15 protein-coding genes are annotated in these 18112 nt (G+C 60.4%); 7 read left to right on the forward strand and 8 right to left on the reverse strand.

The window, feature by feature from the left end; genetic code table 11:
• Nucleotides 1-66 precede the first annotated feature (66 nt).
• Genes KO536_RS08675 through KO536_RS08690 form a run of 4 tightly spaced genes read right to left on the reverse strand, consistent with a single transcriptional unit; the run spans nt 67 to nt 4859 of the window.
• Nucleotides 67-930: an HlyD family secretion protein gene (locus tag KO536_RS08675; protein ID WP_133076313.1), complete on the reverse strand. Its 864-nt coding sequence runs from the start codon at nt 928-930 to the stop codon at nt 67-69.
• 10 nt (nt 931-940) lie between these two features.
• The gene (locus KO536_RS08680) at nt 941-1141 is read right to left on the reverse strand and encodes a DUF1656 domain-containing protein (RefSeq protein ID WP_016781859.1); all 201 of its coding nucleotides are present in this window, start codon (nt 1139-1141) and stop codon (nt 941-943) included.
• The gene (locus KO536_RS08685) at nt 1131-3317 is read right to left on the reverse strand and encodes an FUSC family protein (protein WP_133076314.1); all 2187 of its coding nucleotides are present in this window, start codon (nt 3315-3317) and stop codon (nt 1131-1133) included. The genes KO536_RS08680 and KO536_RS08685 overlap by 11 nt, the downstream gene beginning before the upstream one ends.
• 30 nt (nt 3318-3347) lie before the next feature.
• Nucleotides 3348-4859 carry an efflux transporter outer membrane subunit gene (locus KO536_RS08690; protein ID WP_133076315.1) on the reverse strand — a complete coding sequence of 504 codons (1512 nt, stop codon included), beginning with the start codon at nt 4857-4859 and terminating at the stop codon, nt 3348-3350.
• 220 nt (nt 4860-5079) lie between these two features.
• Between KO536_RS08690 and KO536_RS08695 the strand changes: the two genes are divergently transcribed.
• Together KO536_RS08695 and KO536_RS08700 are read left to right on the forward strand one after the other, a co-directional pair.
• Nucleotides 5080-6012, forward strand: a complete 933-nt coding sequence (locus KO536_RS08695; RefSeq protein ID WP_133076316.1) for a LysR family transcriptional regulator — start codon at nt 5080-5082, stop codon at nt 6010-6012.
• A 164-nt stretch (nt 6013-6176) separates the two neighbouring features.
• Nucleotides 6177-7166 carry a D-glycerate dehydrogenase gene (locus KO536_RS08700; RefSeq protein ID WP_133076317.1) on the forward strand — a complete coding sequence of 330 codons (990 nt, stop codon included), beginning with the start codon at nt 6177-6179 and terminating at the stop codon, nt 7164-7166.
• A gap of 109 nt (nt 7167-7275) precedes the next feature.
• Here KO536_RS08700 and KO536_RS08705 read toward each other — a convergent pair whose 3' ends face one another.
• Nucleotides 7276-8172, reverse strand: coding sequence for a DMT family transporter (locus KO536_RS08705; RefSeq protein WP_219261667.1), 897 nt, complete (start codon nt 8170-8172; stop codon nt 7276-7278).
• A gap of 134 nt (nt 8173-8306) precedes the next feature.
• On the opposite strand from KO536_RS08705, the gene KO536_RS08710 reads away from it, so the two are divergent.
• Nucleotides 8307-9179: a helix-turn-helix domain-containing protein gene (locus tag KO536_RS08710; RefSeq protein WP_133076319.1), complete on the forward strand. Its 873-nt coding sequence runs from the start codon at nt 8307-8309 to the stop codon at nt 9177-9179.
• A 54-nt stretch (nt 9180-9233) separates the two neighbouring features.
• On the opposite strand, the gene KO536_RS08715 is transcribed toward KO536_RS08710, so the two are convergent.
• From KO536_RS08715 to KO536_RS08725, 3 genes are all read right to left on the reverse strand, one after another.
• On the reverse strand, nt 9234-11651 hold the full coding sequence (locus KO536_RS08715) for a TonB-dependent receptor (protein WP_219261726.1): 2418 nt from the start codon (nt 11649-11651) through the stop codon (nt 9234-9236).
• A 202-nt stretch (nt 11652-11853) separates the two neighbouring features.
• Nucleotides 11854-12840 carry a FecR family protein gene (locus KO536_RS08720; RefSeq protein ID WP_219261668.1) on the reverse strand — a complete coding sequence of 329 codons (987 nt, stop codon included), beginning with the start codon at nt 12838-12840 and terminating at the stop codon, nt 11854-11856.
• Nucleotides 12837-13397, reverse strand: coding sequence for an RNA polymerase sigma factor (locus KO536_RS08725; protein WP_133076321.1), 561 nt, complete (start codon nt 13395-13397; stop codon nt 12837-12839). Before KO536_RS08725 ends, KO536_RS08720 begins: the two co-directional genes overlap by 4 nt.
• Nucleotides 13398-13573: 176 nt before the next feature.
• Here KO536_RS08725 and KO536_RS08730 point away from each other — a divergent pair, with 176 nt between their 5' ends.
• From KO536_RS08730 to KO536_RS08745, 4 genes are all read left to right on the forward strand, one after another.
• Entirely contained in the window at nt 13574-14062 is a 489-nt protein-coding gene (locus tag KO536_RS08730; protein ID WP_219261669.1) for a sigma-70 family RNA polymerase sigma factor, read from the forward strand.
• Complete coding sequence (locus KO536_RS08735) at nt 14059-15024, forward strand: FecR domain-containing protein (RefSeq protein ID WP_219261670.1); 966 nt, start codon at nt 14059-14061, stop codon at nt 15022-15024. The genes KO536_RS08730 and KO536_RS08735 overlap by 4 nt, the downstream gene beginning before the upstream one ends.
• 109 nt (nt 15025-15133) lie before the next feature.
• Nucleotides 15134-17470 (forward strand): TonB-dependent Fe(3+) dicitrate receptor FecA, encoded by a 2337-nt coding sequence (gene fecA / locus KO536_RS08740; protein WP_133076324.1) that lies wholly within the window; start codon nt 15134-15136, stop codon nt 17468-17470.
• 202 nt (nt 17471-17672) lie between these two features.
• On the forward strand, nt 17673-18101 hold the full coding sequence (locus tag KO536_RS08745; RefSeq protein WP_133076325.1) for an HPF/RaiA family ribosome-associated protein: 429 nt from the start codon (nt 17673-17675) through the stop codon (nt 18099-18101).
• Nucleotides 18102-18112 lie beyond the last annotated feature (11 nt).

An 18112-nucleotide genomic window follows, 5' to 3' on the forward strand; every position in this document is an offset into this window, starting at 1 on the left:
GATGCAGTCACTGCGCAGTTTCAGTTAAACGGCGTCGTGGCCATCGCGGGCAAGCCCGCTCCCACATTACTCGGCCTTGCCCTGATCCACGATCACCGTACACGTCGTACCCGCTGCCAGCAGGAAACCTTCCGGGATTTCATCGATGTGGATGCGCACCGGCACCCGCTGCGCCAGGCGCACCCAGTTAAACGTAGGGTTTACGTCCGCCACCAGTTCACGGCTCTCGGGGTTGTCGCGGTCGTAGATGCCGCGGGAGATGCTCTCGACGTGGCCTTTCAACACTTCACCGCTCATCATTTGCAGATCGGCTTTGTCGCCCACGCGGATGTGCGGCAGCTTGGTTTCTTCAAAAAAGCCATACACCCAGAACGAATCCTGGTCGATCACGGCCATTTTCGGATCCCCCACCCGTGCATAGTCACCGCGATGCACATTGAGGTTAGTCACATAGCCGTCGACGGTGGCCAACACTTTGGTGCGCTTGAGATCGAGCTGCGCAGCGTCCAGTTGAGCCAGGGCGTGCTGATAATCGGCCAGGGCCGAGTCGGCGATGTTGCTGGCGTCGTCACGGTTTTCGCGGGAGATCACCAGACTGTCCATGTCGGCCCGGCGATGGGCGTTGACCTTGCGCATTTCCCAGGTCGCCTTGCGGGATGCCACCAGGGACTGTGCCTGCCTGACCACGATCTGGTAATGCTCGGGGTCGATTTCCAGCAGCACGTCGCCCTTTTTCACCCACTGGTTATCCTTGACCGGCACGCCGACCACATAGCCGTTGACGTCGGCCGCAACGTTGATGATATCGGCCCGCACCCGTCCATCACGGGTCCACGGGGTGTTCATGTAATGTTCCCACAGGGTTCGGCCGATCCATATCGCAAGGGCCAAAACCAGCAAGGTGGCGAGCAGGCTGAAGAACTTTTTCATCGGATCGGTCTCAACGGTAAACAGTGAGCGCCATGGCGCCAAAAAGACAGGCAAACAGGCTCAGACGCAGCAGCGCCGGGTGCCAGAAGAAGCGGTACAGGTCGTAGCCGGAAAACAGTCGGTCAAAGCCCCATGCCAACCCCGCCGCGATAAAAAACATCAGGGTCATGGTGGGCATGTAGACGCCGTGGAAGGCGATTTCACGAGGCATGTTCTAGTCCTTGCGGCTGGGCGTAGGCGGCCAGCGGCGATTGCGGGTCGAGCAGTGAAGTACGGATAAAGTGCAGGTAGCTTTGCACCCGGACCAGCGCCGAGGTGTCGAAGTTGCGGGCAAACGGTTCGTCGGTGGATTGCACCCGGCCAATGGCGTGGTCGACGGCAATCAGCGCACGCTCCAGGTTGCTCTCGCTGGGGGCGATAAACAGCCGGACCAGTGCCCGGCCCATCACCCGAATGGCCTGACGCCACGGCTGGGCCGGGGCGTAAGCCGGGTGAACCGGCAAAATCGCCTGCTCTTTACGCAACTCGATAATCGCGTGACCGACTTCCAGCACCACAAACATCCAGCGCAACAGTTCACGCTGTACCTGGGGTTTGCCGGCGGCCAGGCCATAGGCCTGGTGCATCAGGTCGCGGGTACGACTTTCCAGGCTGGAGCTCAGGCCACGCAACTTGCCGCTGATGGCGTACACCACTTGCTCGCGCAGGTCCTGCTCCAGACGGCTCCACAACCAACGGCTGTTGGGCGGCAAAATAATTGCCCCCGCAGCAGCGCAGACCAGCATGCCCAGCACCATTGCGATGTAGTCATTGATGAACTGGTACGGGTTGTAGATCGTCAGGTTGTCGGGGACCGAACCGATGCTGAAAAAAATCAGCAGGCCCAGGCCGACCCCGGCGTAATTGGCCCGCGAAGTCAGGAACGAACCAAAAACAATCACCGGCGTCAGCACCAGGCACAGCAGCGGGAAGCCGTCGATGTTGGGGAGTACGAAGAACATTTCGACAAAACCCACCAGCGCCCCGATAAAGGTGCCGCAAGCCATCTGAAACGCCATGCGCTTGGGGTTTGGCGTGGCGGCAGACAAGCCCACGGTGGCGGCAGCGACCAGGGTCATGGTGGCGCCGCTGGGCCAGGCGGTCATTACCCAGTAGGTGCCGAGCACCACCAGAATGAACGCGGCCCTGATCCCCGAGGCAGCGGCAGACCACCAGTTGGTTTGCGAGATAAAGGGCTGATCCCAGCGCTCCCGTTCGTGGGTGTGATCGGCCAGCGAGGCGTGGGTCAGTGCATAGTTGTGCAAGTCATCGACAAAACGGAACAACAGCTCGTAAGCCGTATTGAAGTCCAGAAGGTCCGATGAGCCGGGCTCACTTTCCAGGAACTTCACCCGCAGTGCACGGACGTGCCCCGGCAGGCTCGCCTTGAACACATCCAGTTGCTCGGCCAGCAAGGCCGCATCTTTATCGGTCATCGAGCGACCGGAGTAGGTGTCGAGCAATTGAGCGAGCATTTCCAGCTCGGGCTCAATGGCCGACACCACGTCCACCACGCCACGGCTGCGCAAACGTGCGAGCAACTGGTGCAGGGCATTGAAGCGCGTGGTGATGGCCATGAACTCGCTGTTCAGGCGGCTCAGGCGGCCACTGCGACGACGCATGTGCGGGTCTTCAAACACCGTTACGCTGCGCATGCCTTCCAGCCCTACGCTCTCAGCGATAAAGCGCACATTACTGGCTTCATAAGCCTCCTGGGAGGACTGGCCGCGCAAGCCTTCGGCAACGAAACCGGCGAACACACCAAAGCGCTTATACAGCGCGTCATGCATGGCCGCGCCTGCGGTTTTAGGCAAAATGGCAGCGCTGACCACCGTGGCACACAGGATGCCCAGCGAGATCTCGAGCACCCGCCACACCGCAGCCATGAAGGCCCCTTCAGGATGCGCCAGCGCAGGCAGGCCAACCATAGCCGCGGTGTAGCCGGCCAGCACAAAACCATAGGCGCGAAAGTTGCGGCAACGGGCTGCACCGGCCGAGCAGATACCTACCCAGATCGCCATCGCACCGAGAAACAACACGGTGTTTTGTGCAAATAAGGCGATCAGCGCGACCATCACTGCCGAGCCGGTCAGGGTGCCCAAAAACCGGTAAAAGCTTTTGGCGAACACCTGGCCACTTTGCGGCTGCATCACGATAAACACGGTGATCATCGCCGTGCGCGGTTGCGGCAGCTCAAGACGCATGGCCAGCCACAGGGTCAGGAAGGCCGCGACCAGCACTTTGAAAATATGCACCCAGGTCACGCCATCACTGCGTGCCCAGTCAAAAAAGCCACGGCGCCATTCCAGGGAATACAGCCAGCGTACCGGGGCGGGCAAGTGGTTCATCTACAGGCTCTCAAAATGGCCATCGGGGGGTTAGTGATTGAACAGCGCCATGACGGCCGGGGGTTTGTCGGGGACATAGCGATCATCCCTGGGGACATCAAAACCTGCCCCAAGGCCGCCACCCAGAGCAGTTACCAGCTCGGCATGGGCACTCAGGCGGGCCGCCTGGACCTGCTGCTCGATCTGCTGCTGCTTGAACAGCAGGGTTTGGGCATTCAGTACGTTGAGGTAGTCGGTCAGCCCGCGCTGGAACGCGACCACGGCGATGTCATAGGTTTTCTGTGCCACTTGCACCGACTCGGCGGCGAAGACCTGCTGTTTTTCCATCGATTCGCGCTTGATCAACTGATCTGAAATACCCTTGAGCGCTGTCACCAGCGTCTGGTTGTACTTGGCCACGGCCATGTCGTAACCACCGGACGCCACGCCCAGTTCCGAGCGCAGACGGCCGCCGTCAAAAATCGGCAGCGAAATCGCCGGACCGACGTTGTAGTTGAGTTTCTTGCCGGTCAAAAAGCCCAGCGCGCTCCCCCCGGTGGCCATGAAACCGATGCTGCCAACCAGGTCCACGTTGGGGTAGAAGCCGGCATGGGCGACATCGATGCCTCGGGCCTGCGCCGCCACTTCCCAGCGGCTGGCGACCACGTCCGGACGTTGGCCCAGCAATTGCGCAGGCAAGGCCGATGGCAGCTTGAGTGCCGTGTTCAAGGCAAGGGTCGGACGTTTCAGCCGTGCGCCCTCGCCCGGACCTTTACCGGCCAGCGCCGCCAACTGGTTGCGGGTCAGGGCGATTTCTTCTTCCCGGGCGTCAATCTGGCGATGGATCTCGGGCAGCGGCGCTTGCGCCTGACTGACTTCAAAATGTGTACCGATGCCGCCGTCCAGACGCTTTTGCGCCAGATCGAGGATCTGCTCCTGCTGATGCAGGGTCGATTCGATGATGTCGAGCTGAGCGTAATGCAGGGACAGCTGGATATAGGCGCGAACCACATTGTTCTGCAGTTCGAGCTGGGCCTGACGGGCCTCTGCTGCACTCATGTGCGCCATGTCCAGGGCCTGCTCGGTGGCATTGCTTTCACGGCCCCACAGGTCCAGCGCAAAGCTGAAGCCCAGTGCGGCGTTGTTGTCCCAGGTCGTGGAGTTGTCCAGCGCGCCGGGGCCATAGAACTGGTCCGACGGCCAGTTGTGCCGCTTGAGGGTCGACTCACCGTTGATTTGCAATGACTCGGCCGACTCGGCAACCCCCGCCATCGCCCTGGCCTGGCGTACTCGGGCAGCAGCCATTGCCAGGGTTGGACTACCCTGAACAGCCAGACTGACCCACTCATCCAGTTGCGGGTCGCCGTAAGCGTGCCACCATTGGGCTTTGGGCCAGTTTGCGTCTTTCGCGGCGCTTTGAATCGCCTCGTCGGTGGCCAGGGCATTGGCTGGCAACATCGTGCCCTTGGGCGCAATACCACCAAAACCGATGCAGCCATTTAATGCTAACGATAAAGCCAGAACACTGAGGGCTTTAAGCTCTCTGCTGATGCGACGCTGCACTGCTGCAAATTCCTGAAAAGGAGGGGGGGGTCTTGAGATAGAGAAGTCTATGGCTTGGCAGGCACCACGATAAGCGGGCATAAATGTGAATCTTTATTACCGTTCTTGGGATAATCCGTTAGTCGAATGAAAACCGGCCAGTAATGTCCGAAACTTCATGTCACAATTTGTTGATGTGTAATCGGTTGCTGTCCCCTATATCGCCCCTTGAGAGCACTTCATGGACACTTTGCAAAACATGCGCGCCTTCAGTTGCGTGGCCGAAGCCGGAAGTTTCACGGCTGCTGCCGTCATGCTGGACACAACCACTGCCAACGTCTCGCGCGCGGTCTCCAACCTTGAGGCCCACCTGCAAACACGTCTGCTTAACCGCACCACCCGCCGCATCGCCCTGACCGAAGCCGGCAAGCGTTACTTGCTGCGCTGCGAGCAAATCCTGGCTTACGTCGAGGAAGCCGAAGCCGAGGCCAGCGACGCCCACTCGCGCCCTGCCGGCCAGTTGAAAGTGCATACCATGACCGGTATCGGCCAGCACTTTGTGATCGACGCCATTGCCCGCTATCGCAAGACTCACCCGGATGTGACCTTCGACCTGACCTTGGCCAATCGCGTGCCGGACTTGCTCAATGAGGGTTACGACGTCTCCATCGTGCTGGCCAGTGAGCTACCGGATTCGGGCTTTGTGTCCCAGCGCCTGGGCATCACCTACAGCATCGTCTGCGCATCGCCCGGTTACGTGAAAGCCAACGGCACCGCAACCACACCCAGTGACCTGCTCAACCACGCCTGCCTGCGCCTGGTCAGCCCGGTGATTGCACTGGACAAATGGGTGTTCGAAGGGCCGGAAGGCCAGGAAATGGTCCTGATCAACTCCTCGCCGTTTCTGGTCAACTCAGCCGATGCGATGAAAACCGCGATCACCAGCGGCATGGGTGTGGGCGTATTGCCGGTCTATGCCGCCATCGAGGGCCTGCGCAACGGCACACTGGTGCGCATGCTGCCCAAGTACCGCTCCCAGGAACTGAACCTGTACGCCATCTACCCGTCGCGCCAGTACCTGGATGCCAAGATCAAGACCTGGGTCGAGTACTTGCGCGGCTCGCTGCCGGAAATTTTGACCGCACACCAGACTGAGCTGACCACCTACAGCTAACCCTGTAGACGCTGCCGGGGGCTGCGAGAGGATCTTCACTGGCTCCGGAAAACGGGCTGCTACGCAGCCCTTCGCAGCCTTCGGCAGCGACTACAGGGATTGGCGCAAGGCGGGCGGGAATGTTAGCGTGCTTACATTCCCGACAGCCGATGAGCCTTGTTCCGATGAGCCTTTCCAGCACAAAGAAAACCGTACTCGCCTTCAGCCGCGTCACCCCCGAGATGATCGAGCGCCTGCAACAGGACTTCAACGTCATTGCCCCCAACCCCAAGCTGGGGGATATCAACGCACAGTTCGATGAGGCCCTGCCCCACGCCCACGGATTGATCGGCGTCGGCCGCAAGCTGGGACGCAAGCAGCTGGAAAACGCTACACAGCTGGAAGTGGTGTCCAGCGTGTCGGTGGGCTACGACAACTACGATGTCGACTATTTCAACGAGCGCGGCATCATGCTCACCAACACCCCGGACGTCCTCACTGAAAGCACGGCTGACCTGGGTTTTACCCTGATCATGAGCAGCGCCCGCCGGGTCGCGGAGCTGGACGCATGGACCAAGGCCGGCCAGTGGCAGGCCAGTGTTCCGCCGGCCTTGTTCGGCAGCGATGTGTACGGCAAAACCCTGGGAATCGTCGGCATGGGCAATATCGGCGCAGCGGTTGCTCGCCGGGGACGGTTGGGTTTCAACATGCCCATCCTGTACAGCGGCAACAGCCGCAAGACCGAGCTTGAGCAAGAGCTGGGCGCTCAGTTTCGCAGCCTGGACCAACTGCTGGCCGAGGCGGATTTCGTCTGCCTGGTGGTGCCGCTCAGCGAGAAGACCAAACACTTGATCAGCCATCGCGAACTGGGCCTGATGAAGAAAAGTGCGATTCTGGTGAACATCTCCCGTGGCCCGGTGGTCGACGAGCCGGCCCTGATCGAAGCCCTGCAAAACGGCACCATCCGTGGCGCGGGCCTGGACGTTTACGAGAAGGAGCCCCTGAGCGATTCACCGCTGTTCCAGCTCAAGAATGCCGTAACCCTGCCCCACATCGGCTCGGCCACCCATGAAACCCGTGAGGCGATGGCCAACCGTGCGCTGGCCAACCTGCGCAGCGCCCTGCTGGGTGATCGCCCGCAAGACCTGGTCAACCCGCAGGTGTTCAAGGGCTGACACTGGGCCTGTTGTGGGAGCGGGCTTGCTCGCGATGGCAGCGACGCGGTGTATCAGTCACACCTCGGCGATCCGATCGCGAGCAAGCCCGCTCCCACAGGGGGGAGGCTCACGCCAGCTTGGCGTTCAGTGCCACCGGTTTGGGCTTGCGAAAGACCAGTACGTTACCCAGCATCACCAGCACCAGCCCGGCCAAAGCCGGAGCCGTCCACTGATAGCCCTCTGCAAAGGCCGACACATTCAGCGCCACCAGCGGGAACAACACCGTGCAATACGCCGCGCGTTCCGGGCCCATGCGCCCGACCAGCGTCAGGTACGCGGTAAAACCGATCACCGACCCCGGTATCACCAGATACAGCAACGAACCGACATAACGCGCGTTCCATTCCATGTCGAACGGGATACCCCTGAACACGCAGTACACCGCCAGCATGCTGGCGCCATAGAGCATGCCCCAGGCATTGGTCGTCAGCGGCTTGAGGCCAGCCTTCTGTTGCAAGCTCGACAGCATGTTGCCCGCCGAAAAACACAGGGTGCCGATCAACGCCAGGCCCAGTCCGAGCAAAATCTGCGGCGTCGCCGTATGCCCGCTTAATTCCGGCCAGAACAACAAACCCAGTCCGAGCATCCCCAGAGCACCACCGGCAATGACGTTACGGGCGACTTTCTGCTTGAAGAAAATCCGCGCATTCAGCGCGTTCCACAACGTTGCAGTGGAAAACACCACCGCGATCAACCCCGTTGTCACCCACTGGCTGGCGGTCAGAAAACACATGAAATTGACGCAAAACAAACACAGCCCCTGAGCCAGGCATATCAGATGCCCGCGCCTGTTCATCACCTGCAATTTGCGGCTGAGCAGCAGCACAACAAATAGCACCAGCGCCGCCAGGCCAAAGCGATACACGATGGACACCGGAATCGCCACCACTCCCAGTTGCAGCTTCAGGGCGATCCACGTGGTCCCCCAGATCAGCACGGTCAACACATACAAAAAAAGATTCATGGCGCACTCCAGACAATGGCTTTCAGTCTGTGCCCGAGCCTGTGCGCGCACTTGCAGATTCTTGCGCTTTTGTTGGCCCGGGGCTGGCAGCCCGGGCGCTACGGAGTAGGATGCAAGGCGTTGGAGAACTGACCATGCACACACTGCACACCCTACAAGTCTTTCAAGCCATGGGCCGCTCGCCCAATGCGCGCCTGGAGAACAGTGCCGAACTGGGTGACGGCATGTCTGCGGCCATGTGGAGCAATCACCACGACACCCGGGATTATGAAGCACCGACCCACCACACGTTGTCGTGCTACATCTCTGGCGGCACTGGCACTTTTCGTCGTGAGACACCCGGCGCCAGAGGCGCTCCGGGCAAGTTATGCGTGCTGCCCGCCGGGCATCAATCGGCCTGGATCATCAATGGCGAGATTCGCCTGGCCCATGTCTATGTCAGCCAGGAGCAGTTTGCGCTGAGCTGCATCACCCTGCTCGACCGCGAACCACGGGAACTGCAACTGCGTGAAATCACCTTTCAGGATGACGAGCAGCAGACCCGGCGTTTTCACCAACTGATTGGCATGAACTGGAACGAACCCGGCGAACGCCTGCTGACCAGCAGCCTGGCGGGCGCGCTGCTCGACCATGCCGTGCTGACACAAGTGGGCTTGCGCGACGGGTTGCAACTCAAGGGCGGGCTGGCGGCCTATCAACGGCGCCAACTGGTCGACTACATCGAACACCAGTTGGCCGAGCCCCTGAGCATCGGCCAACTGGCGGCCCAGTGTGCGCTGTCGCCTTATCACTTTGCGCGCATGTTCCGCGAAAGCTTCGGCGTGCCGCCCCACCAGTACCTGTTGGCCCGCCGCCTGGCCCGCGCCCGCGACTTGCTGCGCCACAGCGCCCTGGCACTGGGCGACGTGGCACTGGCCTGCGGCTTTGCCAGCGCCAGCCACTTCGCCAACCGTTTCAAGCAAAGCCTGGGCAGTACACCGGGGGAGTATCGAGTGGCGTTCAGGTAACGTTGAGGGAGCAAGCTTGCTCCCTCAACGAGTCATACCCACAGGTTCCGGCCCTTAAAACTCCAGCGTGCTGGAGAATGTCATTTGCCGCGCATCCCCGATCGAGACGAAGGTCCGGCTGGCCGCCGAGGTGTAGTAAGTGCGGTCGAAAAGGTTTTTGACGTTGACCTGGAATTTGACCTTCTGCCCTTCGATCCGGGTGTCATAGGTGGCGAAGGCATCGGCCACGGTGTAGCCCGGCAGGTCGAAGTCGTTCAGGGCATCCCCCGCCCGCTCGCCCACATAGCGGGCACCGGCACCAACCCGTAATTTGTCACCGCCCACGATGTTGCCAAAGTCATACACCGCCGACACCGAGCCGCTGTTTTTGGCCACGTTCTGCAATCGCATGCCTTCGTATTTAGTGTCCTTGGTCACTTCGGCATCGGTGTAGGCGTAACTGCCGATCAGGCTCCACTGTTCGCTCAACTGGCCGCTCACGTCCAGTTCCAGCCCTCGCGATCGAACTTCACCGGCAGCCGAATACACGGTATTGCGGCCCTCGGTGGTGGAAACCAGTACGTTGCGCTTCTGGATGTCGAACAGCGCAACGCTGCCGGTGATACGCCCGGGAAGATCGAGCTTGGCGCCCAGTTCCCAGGATTTTGACTCCTCCGGCGCAATGGCCGAATCCAGTACCACACCCCCTGTCAGCGGCGCGATGGTGGAGTTGGGTTTGAACGATTCGGTGTAGCTGCCATAGAACGACAGTTCATCGGTGTAGCGATAAACCAGTCCGGCACGGGGGATCCATTTCACGCCATTGGTGTCAGTGTTGGCCTTGAACGGAATGGCCTTGCCTGCCAGTTGGTCGTACTTCTGAAAACGTGCCCCGGCTACCAGAATCCATTGGTCGGTGAGGTGGATGGAGTCCTGGGCAAAGAGCGAGTCACTGCGCAGCAAGTCGGTCTGGTTGCTGTCACTGGCGCTCACGGTGGTGCCGGCAACTTCCTTGCCATACACCGGGTTTTCATAGTTGAACACGGACTGGCTGTCCTGGCGGATCAGCTCGGCGCGGTAGATCTTGCGGTATTCATCATCCACGCCAAACACCAGGTCATGCTGCATCCCCGCCGCCTGGACCTTGCCCTGCAGGCTGAAGGTCGAGAAGCGGTCGGTGGTGAGTGCGCCTTGGGTGCCGTCCATTTTACGGGTCAGGGTGCCATTGGAGTTGACCTGAGTGACGCGCACCTGACTGGCATCGTAGGTCTCACGATTCCAGCTGTAGCCGAAATGGGCTTTCCAGTCGTCGTTGAGGTCGTGATCGACTTCGAGACGGTACAGGTCAGAGCGCCCTTCCATATTGTTGAACGGCTCATCCAGTCGGCGCGTGGCCGGAATATCCAGCGGATGATTGGTGGCCGGGTTGATCGCCGTACCGCGATCAAAAGGCGTCAAGAATTCCCGATGTTCGTATGCCAGCAACACCTGCGTGTTGTCGCCATACCAGACCAGCGACGGTGCAATCAGCGTCTCGCGGTGCACACCGAAGTTTCGCCAGTAATCTTCGTCCTGATGGTCGATGATCATCCGGTAAGCCAGCCCCGAATCACCCAGCGGGCCGGTGCTGTCCAGGCTGCCACCACTGCCGTTTTTGCCCGAGCCATAGGTTGAGCCACGTACCGTCAGTGCGTTGTACTGCTCAAGCTGCGGTTTTTTGCTGACCACGTTGACCACGCCGCCCGGGTCTTGAATCCCGTAGAGCAACGAGGCCGGCCCCTTGAGCACTTCGACCCGCTCAGTGGTGGCATTCATCGCCCGCCCCTGCACCAGCGGCATGCCATCGCGCATGATCGAACCGTCGCGGTTGTCGCCAAAACCGCGCTTCATCACCGAGTCCTGGGTGCTGCCCAGCGTATTGCCCTGGGTGATACCGCTGACGTTGTTCAGCGCGTCATCCAGATTGCGCGGCGCCTGATCGCGAATCACCTGGGCGGCAACCACGTTGATGGTTTGCGGGACTTCCATGGACGAGCCCGTGCCGCGCATGACCGAAGTGGTGGCCGGTGGCTGGTAGCTGGTGTCGGTTGAGGCCAGCGAGGTGATGCTGGTGGCACCCAGGTTCAGGGCGCCTGCCGTGGGCTGGGGTTCGAGGGCGAAGGTGTTGGCGTCGGTACGGCGCGCATTGAAGCCCGACTGCGCGAGCAACTGCTGCAAGGCCTGATCAGCACTCATGCGGCCCTTGATGGCGGGAGCCTGCAGGCCGAAAGGGGCTTCGTCGGTATAGACCACGCTGAGACCGGTCAAACGTGAGAAGTCGTTCAGGGCCTGGGGCAGCGGTTTGGCCGGCTGGTTGAAATCGAACAACGCGCTGACCTGCTGCTGCGCAACCTCGGCGGCCATCGCGACGTAAAGCGGGTTGAGTGCCAACCCGGTCATCACTAAAGCAGAAGCCCCCAACCACTGTTTCACCGAACTTGCCCTGGACTTCATGCTCATGACCTGTGTGTCGACCTGATACGGAATACGAATTTTTCGCATTTTCAAGCACTACACGGATGCGGCCGGGGGATACCTCACCTGATGCTGAAAAAAAATTTCGTATGTGGGAGCGGGCTTGCTCGCGATCGGATCACCGCGATGTGCCTGGCGAACCGAGCTGCCTGCATCGCGAGCAAGCCCGCTCCCACAGGCATCAACGCAACACAATCAGCCCAAGCACGCTGTGCTGCTCGAACCCGAGCACGCCCTGCAACGAATTGAGCACCGCCTGCGGGTCCTGGCTGGGAAAGCTGCCGCTGATCCGCCTGGCGCCCAACTGGCTGTTGAGCAACACGATCTGACCGGGGTAATAGCGCTTCAGGTCTGCCACGACGTCGACCAGCGGCGTTTTGTAGTAGGTCAGCCAGCCCGAGCGCCAACCCAGCTGGGCCTCACTGTCGACACGATGCACCGCATCGGTCACTCCAGCGTCGTAGGCCATTTGCTGATCGGCGATCAGAATCTGCTGCGCAGCGTCCTTGCTCGCCTTGACCCCTACCCGCCCGGACAGCACCGTGACTTGCGCGCCACCGGGTTGCAGGCGCACCTCGAACTCGGTACCCAGCACCCTCGCTTCGCCGCCCTCGGCATCAACGACAAAGGGATCACCGGTGTGGGTGACGTGAAAAAAGGCCACGCCGCGGCGCAACTCGACATGCCGTTCGCCAGCGCTGAAGTTCACCGCGATGGCGCTGTCGGCATCGAGCGTAACCCTGGATTGATCGGCCAAAATTACGGTGCGTACTTGCCCCGGCGCGCTCACATAATCAGCGCCCAGATCATCCAGCCATCGCGCTGGCTGCCAACCGGCAAACACGCCGACCACCATCAGCAAACACGCAGCAATGGCCAGACCGCCGGACCAGTGGCTGACGCGGCTGCGTCGGGAAGTGTTCATCGCTGACAGATAACGCTGCATGACCCGTGCTTCTTCGGCCGCCAGGGTGCTGCCCGCCACTTCGCTCAACTCCCACACCACTTGCGCCTGGGCGTAGGCCTCGGCGTGGGCAGGATCGGCCTGCAGCCAGCGGCTGAATGTGGCCTGGTCACCGCTATCGGGCTGATCGTGCAGCACACTGAGCCACGCCAGTGCGGTGCGCTCTTGCTCGGGGGGGACGGAAACTTTCGAACGACTGATCACAACGCTGTCTCTGATGGCGGCTCACGCAGACTGGCCTTGCAGGCCTCCAGGGCGCGCATCATATGTTTTTCGACGGCACTTTGGGACAGGCCCATGACCTTGGCGATCTCGGCATAGGTACGACCGTGAATCCGGTTGAGCAAGAAGATATGCCGCGTGCGCTCAGGCAGGCTGCGCAAGGCGGCCTCGACCTGACGCAAATCATTGCCCGCCTCCAGCGCCGCCTGGGGCTCGCAACCGTTGGCGTCCGGCTCGGGCTGCCAGTGATGGTTGATCCGCTCGCGCGTACCTTCGCTGCGCAAGTGGTCGATGGCGATGTTGCCCGCGCAACGCAGCAAATAGGTGCTGAGTTCTTCGACTTGCACCAGGGGCCGCCGCCAGAAACGCAGAAACAAATCCTGAACCAGATCGGCAGCCGTTGCCCGGCATCCGACGCGACGGCTCACCAGCGCTTCCATTTGCGGACGCTGGGATAAAAACACCTGCAGAAAATGCGCACGTCCTTGGCGGGCTTCGCGGGTGGGACCATTCTCAGGTTCGGGTGGGATCATGGACATCGGCGCGCAGGTTAAAAGGAAAGCGATACTAATGATAAATATTCTCATATGCAAAAGCAGATGACGGGGTGCGCTGCTGTCATTGATCAGTGGTGATTGCTCAATGCAATCAGGCACCACTACAATGCGAACAATTCTTGTTCTCTAAAGCGTTTTCAGCGCAGCTGGAGTGGTCGTTGTCGCAGTCAAACACCGTCGAGGTTCTGTATCAGGACCACCACAGCTGGCTCACGGGCTGGTTGCGGCGCAAGCTGGGTTGCCCGCAAAGCGCCGCCGACCTGGCCCAGGACACGTTCATGCGGCTGCTGACCGCCCGCGAAACCCCGACCCTGGCCGAGCCCCGGGCTTTTTTGACGGTTGTTGCCAAGCGTGTGTTGTTCAATCACTACCGCCGCCAGGATCTGGAGCGCGCCTATCTGCAGGCGCTGGCCCAAATGCCGGAACAGGTGGTCCCCAGCGAAGAAGAACGGGCAATCATCCTGCAAACCCTGATGGAACTGGATCAGTTGCTCGACGGTTTGCCCTCCCCGGTCAAGCGCGCCTTTCTGCTGGCCCAGATCGACGGCCTGAGCCACGCCGAAATCGGCGCCCGGCTGGGCATTTCGGTCGCCACCGTCAAACGCCATCTAAACAAGGCGGCCCTGCGCTGCTACTTCGCCCTGTGAACGGCGCCTTCCCCCAGGCACCCGACATTGGTTCGGCTGTCGCCGAGCAGGCCGTGAACTGGCTGATCGAAATGCAGGACGGCGAGCTCAGTCCACGGCGCCAGCAGGCATGGCAGCAATGGCTGCAGGCCCACAGCGAACACGAGCGGGCGTGGGAGCATATTCAACGGATCAACCAGCGTTTGCGCGGTTTGTCGTCACCACTGGCCCATGCCGCCTTGAATGCACCCAAAGGCACCAGCCGCCGTCAGGCCCTGAAACTGTTGCTGTTGTTGGGCGCCGGTTCTGCGCTGACCTACGGCTTGCGCGATCAATTGCCCATCACCCCGCTGCTGGCGGACTTCAGCAGCCCGGTGGGCCAGCGCCGCACGCTGCAATTGCACGATGGCAGCCAGATCCAGCTCAACACGGCCAGTTCGGTTGATGTGAGGCTTGACGGTCAACAGCGGGTGATTCGCTTGCTCGAAGGCGAGATGCTGCTGACCGCAGCCCAGGATCCGCGTCCCTTACAGGTACTTACCGCCCACGGCGCCCTGCAGCCCCAGGCCGCACGCTTGAATGTGCGCCAGTTCAGCGATCGCACGGAGGTCGCCGTATTTGATGGCCGGGTTGCCCTCACCCCAACGGCGCATTCGGGTAGCCCGCTGTGGATCGAGCCCCACCAGCAACTGAGCTTCAATCGCCTGGACTGGAAGCCGCCGCGCCCACTGGATGCGGGGAGCGGTGCCTGGACCGACGGCATGCTGGTTGCCGCCCACATGCGCCTGGCCGACTTTCTGGCCGAGCTGGGACGCTATCGTCGGGGCCAGCTCCACTGTGACCCGAACGTCGCCGACTTGCTGATTTCAGGCACCTATCCGGTAGACAACAGCGAGCGCGTGCTGGACCTGCTGGCGGTCAGCCTGCCGGTGCGGATCAAGCGCTTCACCCGGTATTGGGTGACGGTCGAAGCAAAGGCCTGATAACGCCCACACAGGGGCAATTTAAATTTCAAACACTGTGAGCTGATTTCAAATCTGGCGTGACAGAGAAGGCAAGCCACTTCGTTTTTCATCTTCTCAGGATCCTTTCATGCCTGCTCAGCCCTTGCGTCTCATGTCCCTGACCCGTTTGCTACTGGGTGCCAGTTTGAGTTTCAGCGTTCTGCCGATGGCCTTGGCCGACGCCAAGGCCTATCACATCGCCCCCTCATCGCTGGAAAACGCCCTGAACCAGTTCGGTCGTGAAGCCGGGGTGCTGATTTCCTTCAGTTCAACCGCCGCCAGCGGTATTCAGAGCAAGGGCCTGGAAGGCACCTACGACCCCGAGCAAGGCTTGCACGCCTTGCTCGAAGGCACCGGCCTGCAAGCCCGTGCCGAAGGCCAGGGTGCGTTCAGCCTGCAACCGGTGACCGCCTCCACAGCGCCGGCAAGCATTGAGCTGGGCGCTTCCAGCGTGGTCGGCGACTGGCTGGGAGACGCGGCGCAGACCAATGTATTCGAACACCCCGGCGCCCGTGACGTGATCCGCCGCGAAGACTTCGAACGCCAGGGCGCGACCACTGCCCGGGAAGTGCTCAATCGCATTCCCGGCGTCAACGCCCCGGAAAACAACGGTACTGGCAGCCATGATATGGCCCTCAACTTCGGTATTCGCGGGCTCAATCCACGGCTGGCGACCCGTTCGACCGTGTTGATGGACGGCATCCCCGTGCCCTTCGCGCCCTACGGTCAGCCGCAGTTGTCGTTTGCCCCGATCAGCATGGGCAACATGGATGCGGTCGACGTGGTTCGCGGCGGCGGTGCAGTGCGTTATGGCCCGCAAAACGTAGGCGGTATCGTCAATTTCGTGACTCGTGCCATTCCTGACGAACCTACCGTCAAGGCGGGTTTCCAGACCGAGACCAGCCCCTCGTCCACACAGGATGGCTTCAAGAAAACCGCCAACCTGCTGGCCGGTGGTACCGCTGACAATGGCCTGGGCGGCGCCTTGCTGTACTCCGGTACCCGCGGCGGTGACTGGCGCGAACACAGCGACACGCGCATCGACGACTTGATCCTCAAAGGCAATTACCAGATCGACGAAGCCAACAGCCTGAACGCCATGGCCCAGTACTACGATGGCGAAGCCGATATGCCCGGCGGCCTGAGCACAGCAGCCTACAAGGCTGACCCGTATCAATCGACCCGCCCGAACGACAAGTTCTGGGGCCGCCGCACACTGGTCAACTTCGGTTATCGCTACCAGGAAGACCGCCGTGAATTCACGGTCAACAGCTTCTTCACCAAAACCCTGCGCAGCGGTTACCTGGACCAGGGCACCTTTCTCTCGCTGTCACCACGGGAATACTGGGTTCGGGGGATCGAAACACGCATAGCCCAGGGCTTTGATCTGGGCAACACCAGCCACGAAGTGGGCGCGGGCTATCGCTATATCAACGAAGCCGGCCATGAACTGCGCTACCGCACGCCCATTGCAGCCAACCAGCTGCCTACCACCAATAGCCGCAATGACCGCGACACCCGGGGCGCCACCGAGGCCCATGCGTTCTTTATCGACGACAAGATCGACATCGGCAAGTGGACGTTCACCCCCGGCATTCGCTACGAAATGATTGAACAGCAGCAAACCAACCTGCTGACCCACGTCAAATACAAGGGCGACTACAACACTCCGCTGCCTGCCTTGAACGTGATGTACCACGTGACAGACAGCTGGAATCTCTACGCCAATACCGAAGGTTCTTTCGGCAGCGTGCAGTACAGCCAGATGCCCAACCGCGTCACCGGCGGCGAAGTAAAACCGGAAAAAGCCCGCACCTGGGAAATCGGCACACGCTATGACAATGGCAACCTGCGCGCGGAGATCGGCGCATTTCTCATCAACTTCAACAATCAGTACGACAGCAACCAGACCACCGATACGGTGATCGCCCGGGGCAAGACACGGCACCAGGGCATCGAGGCCAGCATCAATTACGCACTGGATGGCCTGAGCCCGGTACTGGCGGGTTTCGACGTATACGCCACCTACGCCTATGTTGACGCGACCATCCGCGAAGATGGACCGAACAAAGGCAATCGTGTGCCGTTCTCCTCGAAAAACAAAGGCAGCATCGGAGTCGGTTATACCGAAGGCCAATGGAAAGCCAATCTGGACAGTACCTTCCAGAGCAACCAGTTCGCCGACAACGCCAACACACGTGCCGAAAGCGCTGACGGCAGCACCGGTCTAATCCCCGGTTACATGGTGTTCAACAGCCGCGTGGGCTATGACTTCGGTCATCAGCTGTCTGACCTGAACGTGGCGGTGGGCGTCAAAAACATCCTCAATCACGAGTACTACACACGCTCGTTTGACGATAACAACAAGGGGAAATACGTGGGCGAACCGCGCACGCTCTACGTCCAGACTTCTGTCGCATTTTGATATAAATCGATCATAGCCCGCACACGCGGGCTTTTCTCACCGGCAAAGACTGACGCCGATCACGACTTGAAAGACTTCCTGAAAATAGTGCTTGAAATATTTGCTCATCGGCCCAAACACTGTAACTGAGCAATGACGATGAACCTTTGTACACACGAGGCCGTCAGACCTCACACGAGCACGCTTATATAAGGGAAGAACTATGCTTACTCACGTCTTTTCCGATAAACATATCGACAGTGACAAACGCACCCAAGACTGGGTCACCGCTACTGTTGAAGTAACGCTCGAACGCCATTTGGAAGATCTGACCCGGGTCGAGGTCCATCTCAGTGATGAAAATGGTGGCAAGTCTGGTCCGAAGGACAAACGCTGCAAAATGGAGGCTCGACCTAAAGGACACCAGCCGATTCTTGTATCCCACGACGCTGATTCGCTGACCCAGGCTGTGGAGGGTGCAGCTGAAAAGCTGGAGCACGCTCTGGAACACCTGTTTGGCAAGCTGCGTGGCAAACGCACTGCGGCCCTCGCCCCGGAAGGGTTTGAGGCAAAAGAACCAAAGCAGAGCGCTGACGCTTTGCTGGAAGAAGAGTTTTTGGAAAAAGAAAAAGAACTCGAACTCAATAGCTGATACCGCGTCCA

Origin of the sequence: Pseudomonas sp. NKUCC02_KPG (genome assembly GCF_019345465.1) — a bacterium.
In the GTDB taxonomy this organism is placed as follows: Bacteria; Pseudomonadota; Gammaproteobacteria; order Pseudomonadales; family Pseudomonadaceae; genus Aquipseudomonas.

Coding starts and splice junctions, on each gene's coding strand:
- KO536_RS08675 (WP_133076313.1), bottom strand. CDS start 930: ATGAAAAAGTTCTTCAGCCTGCTCGCCACCTTGCTGGTTTTGGCCCTT.
- KO536_RS08705 (WP_219261667.1), bottom strand. CDS start 8,172: ATGAATCTTTTTTTGTATGTGTTGACCGTGCTGATCTGGGGGACCACG.
- KO536_RS08700 (WP_133076317.1), top strand. CDS start 6,177: ATGAGCCTTTCCAGCACAAAGAAAACCGTACTCGCCTTCAGCCGCGTC.
- KO536_RS08725 (WP_133076321.1), bottom strand. CDS start 13,397: ATGTCCATGATCCCACCCGAACCTGAGAATGGTCCCACCCGCGAAGCC.
- KO536_RS08715 (WP_219261726.1), bottom strand. CDS start 11,651: ATGAAGTCCAGGGCAAGTTCGGTGAAACAGTGGTTGGGGGCTTCTGCT.
- KO536_RS08695 (WP_133076316.1), top strand. CDS start 5,080: ATGGACACTTTGCAAAACATGCGCGCCTTCAGTTGCGTGGCCGAAGCC.
- fecA (WP_133076324.1), top strand. CDS start 15,134: ATGCCTGCTCAGCCCTTGCGTCTCATGTCCCTGACCCGTTTGCTACTG.
- KO536_RS08680 (WP_016781859.1), bottom strand. CDS start 1,141: ATGCCTCGTGAAATCGCCTTCCACGGCGTCTACATGCCCACCATGACC.
- KO536_RS08685 (WP_133076314.1), bottom strand. CDS start 3,317: ATGAACCACTTGCCCGCCCCGGTACGCTGGCTGTATTCCCTGGAATGG.
- KO536_RS08745 (WP_133076325.1), top strand. CDS start 17,673: ATGCTTACTCACGTCTTTTCCGATAAACATATCGACAGTGACAAACGC.
- KO536_RS08710 (WP_133076319.1), top strand. CDS start 8,307: ATGCACACACTGCACACCCTACAAGTCTTTCAAGCCATGGGCCGCTCG.